This is a genomic window from Streptomyces sp. MB09-01, assembly GCF_033794505.1.
GTDB lineage: Bacteria > Actinomycetota > Actinomycetes > Streptomycetales > Streptomycetaceae > Streptomyces.
The window spans coordinates 1-5,519 of record NZ_JARAYQ010000393.1 but is presented as its reverse complement, the minus strand read 5'-3'; the positions used below and the strand labels follow the sequence as shown (position 1 = coordinate 5,519).

Annotated in this window: 4 protein-coding genes, 1 tRNA gene and 2 pseudogenes; 5 read left to right on the top strand and 2 right to left on the bottom strand. The window is 74.2% G+C overall.

Annotation, left to right across the window (positions count from 1 at the left end):
* The 4 genes and pseudogenes from PV721_RS40755 to PV721_RS40740 all read left to right on the top strand — a co-directional run.
* Nucleotides 1-544 (top strand): annotated as a pseudogene (locus PV721_RS40755) (dTMP kinase); the annotation flags it as partial.
* Between the two features lie 70 nt (nucleotides 545-614).
* Nucleotides 615-1,826: a DNA polymerase III subunit delta' gene (locus PV721_RS40750; protein ID WP_319733541.1), complete on the top strand. Its 1,212-nt coding sequence runs from the start codon at nucleotides 615-617 to the stop codon at nucleotides 1,824-1,826.
* A 227-nt stretch (nucleotides 1,827-2,053) separates the two neighbouring features.
* Nucleotides 2,054-3,652, top strand: a complete 1,599-nt coding sequence (locus PV721_RS40745; protein WP_319733539.1) for an alpha/beta hydrolase — start codon at nucleotides 2,054-2,056, stop codon at nucleotides 3,650-3,652.
* A gap of 214 nt (nucleotides 3,653-3,866) precedes the next feature.
* Nucleotides 3,867-4,121, top strand: a complete 255-nt coding sequence (locus PV721_RS40740) for a hypothetical protein (protein WP_319733537.1) — start codon at nucleotides 3,867-3,869, stop codon at nucleotides 4,119-4,121.
* Between the two features lie 100 nt (nucleotides 4,122-4,221).
* On the opposite strand, the gene PV721_RS40735 is transcribed toward PV721_RS40740, so the two are convergent.
* Both PV721_RS40735 and PV721_RS40730 read right to left on the bottom strand, forming a co-directional pair.
* Nucleotides 4,222-4,401, bottom strand: coding sequence for a hypothetical protein (locus tag PV721_RS40735; protein WP_319733543.1), 180 nt, complete (start codon nucleotides 4,399-4,401; stop codon nucleotides 4,222-4,224).
* 337 nt (nucleotides 4,402-4,738) lie between these two features.
* Nucleotides 4,739-5,005: pseudogene (locus PV721_RS40730) on the bottom strand (MFS transporter); the annotation flags it as partial.
* A 265-nt stretch (nucleotides 5,006-5,270) separates the two neighbouring features.
* Here PV721_RS40730 and PV721_RS40725 point away from each other — a divergent pair.
* A tRNA-Thr gene (locus PV721_RS40725) sits at nucleotides 5,271-5,344 on the top strand.
* The last annotated feature ends 175 nt before the right edge of the window (nucleotides 5,345-5,519 follow it).

The following is a 5,519-nucleotide window of genomic DNA, read 5'->3' as shown; positions in this document are numbered from 1 at the left end:
CGCCCCCGCCCCCGCCCCCAAGGTGGGCATGACGAAGGAACCGCACCCGGACGACGCCGTGACGGTCGAGACCCCGGTGGTCAAGCGGGTCGTCCAGCCGGACGACGTCACCCAGACCGTCCCGGTGCCGAAGGCCGACCCGGCCTCCGCCGCGGAGACGGCGGTGCTGCCGCCGGTCCGCCCGGCCGACGAGACGGCCGTGCTGCCGCCGGTCCGCCCGGCGGCCGCGCCCCAGGGCAGCGGCAGCGGCTCGGGTACCGGCGGCGGTACGGGTCGGGCCCGGTCCGCTTCGCGGCCGACGGCCCAGCGCCCCCAGGAGAACCCGGCCGACCGGGTGCCGTCCGGAATCTTCCGGGACCCGGCCAACGACCGGACGCGGGAGCTCCCCGTGCTCGGCGAGGACGGCCGGCCGCAGCGGCCGCGCCCGGACTGGGCCGAGGAGACCCCGCTGGACGATCTGCCGACGCTGGCGGACGAACTGCTGGGCCACCGGGACGACGAGGACGGCGACGAGGGCGAACGGCGACCGCGCCGCCGCCGCTGACCGGGCGGGACGGGATTGTCGGTGGCGCCCGCCACAATGGGTGCACGGAAAGTGAAAGGTGGTGGGCGGGATGCCCGTATGGGACGACCTGGTGGGCCAGGAGCGGGTCCAGACGCAGCTGGCCGCCGCCGCCCGCGACGCCGACGCCCTGGTCACGGCCATCACGGACGGGACCGCCCCGCCTGCGGCGTCCAAGATGACGCACGCCTGGCTGTTCACCGGTCCGCCCGGAGCCGGGAGGACCACCGCCGCCCGGGCCTTCGCGGCCGCCCTGCAGTGCACCAGTCCCGACCGCGCCCTCGGCGGTGAGCCCGGCTGCGGGTTCTGCGACGGCTGCCACACCACGATGGTCGGCACGCACGCGGACGTCTCCACCATCGTCGCGGTCGGCAGCCAGATCCTCGTCGCCGACATGCGGGACACCGTCCGCAAGTCCTACACGTCCCCCGCCACGGGCCGCTGGCAGGTCATCCTGGTCGAGGACGCCGAGCGGCTGAACGAGAAGTCCGCCAACGCGGTCCTCAAGGCCGTCGAGGAGCCTGCGCCCCGCACGGTCTGGCTGCTGTGCTCGCCCTCCGTGGAGGACGTGCTGCCCACCATCCGCTCCCGCTGCCGCCACCTCAACCTCAGCACCCCCTCGGTCGCGGCCGTCGCCGACATGCTGGTGCGGCGGGACGGCATCGAGCCGACGGTGGCCCTGGCCGCCGCCAGGGCCACCCAGGGGCACGTCGACCGCGCCCGTCGGCTGGCCACCGACGAGGCGGCCCGGGAACGCAGGGCGACGATCCTGAAGCTCCCGCTCCGGGTGGACGACATCGGAGCCTGCCTCAAGGCCGCGCAGGAGCTCGTCGACGCCGCCGCCGAGGACGCCAAGCAGGTCGCGGAGGAGGTCGACACCAAGGAGACCGAGGAGCTGCGGGCCGCGCTCGGCGCCGGAGCGGGTGCCGGCAGCCGGATGCCGCGCGGCACGGCGGGCGTGATGAAGGAGCTCGAGGACCGGCAGAAGCGCCGTCGCACCCGCACCCAGCGCGACACCCTCGACCTGGCGCTGACCGACCTCACCGGCTTCTACCGGGACGTCTTGGCCCTGCAACTCGGCTCGTCCGTGGCCATCGCCAATGAGGAGATACGGCAGGACCTCGACCGCATCGCGCGGGCCTCGGGCCCCGAGCGGACCCTGCGCCGGATCGAGGCGATCATCGCCTGCGGGGAGGCCCTCGACCGCAACGTGCCACCGCTCCTGGCGGTCGAGGCGATGACGATGTCGCTGCGCGCGGGCTGACCCCCCCGCCGATCCGCCGCCGGTCCCCCGCCGATCCGCCGCCGGGCCGACGCCTGGCCGCAGCCCGGGTCCACACCCGGTTGACGGACTCACCCGTACGGGCGGACCGGCCGCCGGGGCCGGGACGGGCACGGTCCGTGCCCCGCCCGGCGCAGGCCACGGAAGGCCCGCGGCCGTCCGCCGCAGAAGAGCCTCCTGGTTCCCTCCGGCAGCCGTACGCTCCGGGGATGGACACCAGTCGCCTGCTGCGTACCACCGGGACCGTGATCGCAGCCGCCGGGCTGCTGCTCTCCGGGTGCACCTCGGGCGGTCTGGACGCCCCCCGCGCCGCCGCGGGCGGATCGGACGCCCCCCGCGCCGCCGACGCCTCCGGGGTGGCGTCCGGCAAGCCGTCGGCCCGGCCGGCTCCCGACGAGGCCGCGCTGCGCCCCTACTACAAGCAGAAGCTGGCCTGGCGCGACTGCGGAGTCCCCGGATTCCAGTGCTCCACCATGAAGGCCCCCCTGGACTACGCGAACCCCGGCTCCGGCCAGGACGTCGACATCGCCGTGGCGCGTCGCGCGGCCACCGGTCCCGGCAAGCGGCTCGGCTCGCTCGTGGTCAACCCGGGCGGCCCGGGCGGCTCCGGCATCGGCTACCTGCAGGCGTACGCGGGCATCGGCTACCCCGCGCCGGTCCGCGCCCGGTACGACATGGTCTCCTTCGACCCGCGGGGGGTGGACCGCAGCAGCCCCGTCGAGTGCCTGACCGGCCCGGCCATGGACGCGTACACGCAGGTGGACCAGACGCCGGACGACCCGGCCGAGCGGGCCGAGCTGGTGGCCGCCTTCAAGAAGTTCGCGGCCGGCTGCCAGGAGCGCTCGCAGCGGGTCCTGCCGCACGTCTCCACCGTCGACGCCGCCCGCGACATGGACCTGCTGCGCGCCGTGCTCGGCGACGAGAAGCTCACGTACGTCGGGGCCTCGTACGGCACCTTCCTCGGAGCCATGTACGCGGAGCTCTTCCCGGACCGGGTCGGCCGGCTGGTCCTGGACGGTGCGATGGACCCCTCCCGGTCCGCGATCGATCTGAACCGGGACCAGACGGCGGGCTTCGAAACGGCCTTCACCTCCTTCGCCGTGGACTGCGCGAAGCAGCCCGACTGCCCGCTCGGCAAGGGCGGCCCGGACGCGGTGGCGGCGCGCCTGAAGGAGTTCTTCCGGAAGGTCGACGCCCAGCCCGTGCCCACCGGCGAGGCCGCCCGCCCGCTCGGCGAGTCCCTCGCCACCACCGGGGTGATCGCGGCGCTGTACGACGAGACCGCCTGGCCGCAGCTGCGCGAGGCGCTCACGTCGGCGATGAACGGCGACGGATCGGGCCTGCTGAGCCTGGCCGACGGCTACTACGAGCGCGGCGAGGACGGCAAGTACGCCAACCTGATGTTCGCGAACGCCGCCGTCAACTGCCTCGATCAGCCCCCGGCCTTCAAGGACCCGGCAGCGGTCGCCTCCGCTCTGCCCTCCTTCGAGAAGGCCTCCCCGGTCTTCGGCGCGGGTCTGGCCTGGGCCTCGCTGAACTGCGCGTACTGGCCGGTGGAGGCCACGGGCAAGTCGGGGGAGCTGACCGCGAAGGGCGCCCCGCCGATCGTGGTGGTGGGCACCACGCGGGACCCGGCGACCCCGTACAAGTGGGCGAAGGCGCTGGCCGGCCAGCTCGAGTCGGGCACCCTCCTCACCTACGACGGCGACGGCCACACGGCGTACGGGCGCGGCAGCGACTGCATCGACACCGCGATCAACCGCTACCTGCTGGAGGGCAAGGCACCGGAGGACGGCAAGAAGTGCTGAGGCCGTCGGCGTCCTGTCCCGGAGCGGCTTCGCGCACCGCCCCGGGCCGCACCCGACCTGGAGCACTGGTGCGGGGTGTCGGGTTGCGGGGTGTCGAAACGATACTGCTGCGGGCATTGGGGTGAACTGCCGTTCCCGTCGCCGCCCCCGGACGGTTGGACCGGCCGACGCGCACATCGACCAGCGCGTCCTTCCATACATCCCTAGGGGAGTCATGCGTATTCGCTCTGCTGTCACCGCATCCGTCCTGGCCGCCGGCATCCTGCTGGGCGGGGCCGGCGCCGCCCTGGCCAACGACGGCGTCGACATCGACTACTTCTCCGGCGGTCGCGCGGGCTTCACGTCGAACTGCTCGACGTTCGCCGCGGTGCCCAGCAACCGCCCGGCGTTCACCGGCCCCGTCTACAGCTCGAACTGCATCACGGACGGCGAGAAGGAGTGGGCGAAGGGGCACCACCTGGGCGCCTGACCCGGGCGGCTCGCGCCGCGGGGGCGGACCGGCGGCGACGTCGGCCGCCCCCGCGGCGTTTCCGCTCCCGGGAGGGGCGGTACGACGGGGTCCGACAGGCCTAGTGGGCCGTGGCCAGGGCGCTGTCGAAGGCGTCGCGGGACCGCTCCAGCAGTCCGGTGGCCTCGGCGGCCTGCGCGGCCGGCAGGCTCCCGGCGTACTCCTTCGCCCCGCAGATCGACTCGGCCGCCCGGGCCGGCGCGCGGCCATGTGTGCCGAGGAGCGCGACGCCGAGGCCCACGCCGAGCTCGTACGAGGTCTCCGAGACGGCCCCGGCCTGCCCGGCCCGCTCCGCGGTGTCGAGGAGCGGATCCTGCAGCCGCAGCTGGCTGCGGGCGAACCAGGCGAGGAGCCCGATCCCGGCCGCGAGGACCAGCAGGTCCGCCGCCGCGGGGCCGCCCTCGCCAGGTGCTTGATGCCCCAGGCGAGGGCGCCATCCGTACCGCTCGACCAGCAGCCCGCCGACGAGCGGCCCGATCGCGGCGCCGGCGCCGGCGGCCCAGATCCCGAGGGCCCGCTCGTGGGCGTCGGTCGAAGATGTTCCGGATCAGCGAGAGCGTGGACGGCATGACCATCGCCCCGCCGGCGCCGAGCAGCACCCGCCCGGCGCTGAGCTGCGCCGAGGTCCCGGAGGTCGCGGCGACCACGGACGCCACGCCGCGGAGCGCGAAGCCGATGAGGAACAGCTTGCGCCGCCCGAAGCGGTCGCCGCCGGCCGCGGTGGTGACGAGCAGGCCGCCGGGGACCGGCCCGTAGATGTCGATGATCCACAGCTGCTGCACGGCGCTGGGCTGCAGGTCGTCGATGGGGGAGGGGAGCGCGACGTTCAGGATGGTGGCGTCCATCGCGACGAGCAGCAGGCTGGCGCACAGCACGGCGAGCCTCGCCCAACGCCCGGACGTTCCCGTTACGGCTCGGGTCACGGGACATCTCATCCCATCGGGGAACGCACAGCAGAACGATGCACCGAATGCGGTGCATCTGCCCCAGTATGTGACCTCTGTCTCACCCCCGCAGAACCCGGTTCAGGGCACCCGTCCACACCCTGTAGACTTGGCGCCGCTGCTGATGAGCGCCCCTCTTCGAGGGAATACTTGTCTGACCAGCGGTGCCGCCTTAGCTCAGTTGGCCAGAGCAACGCACTCGTAATGCGTAGGTCTCGGGTTCGAATCCCGAAGGCGGCTCTGTGGAAGCCCCAGGACTCACTCGCCGTGACCTGGGGCTTTTGCTATTTCCGGGATCCGCGGGCGCATGGACCGACCGGGGCCCGCGACCCCGTGCGCGAGCGGAGCGGCGGTAGCCGGATCGGCGGAGCCGCTGCCGGCCGGCCTGTTCACGGGGTGGGCGTGGGGGAGGTGG

Excerpts from the sequence above, each read along its gene's own strand:
- PV721_RS40740 (WP_319733537.1), top strand. The coding sequence starts at position 3,867 with ATGCGTATTCGCTCTGCTGTCACCGCATCCGTCCTGGCCGCCGGCATC.
- PV721_RS40750 (WP_319733541.1), top strand. The coding sequence starts at position 615 with ATGCCCGTATGGGACGACCTGGTGGGCCAGGAGCGGGTCCAGACGCAG.
- PV721_RS40745 (WP_319733539.1), top strand. The coding sequence starts at position 2,054 with ATGGACACCAGTCGCCTGCTGCGTACCACCGGGACCGTGATCGCAGCC.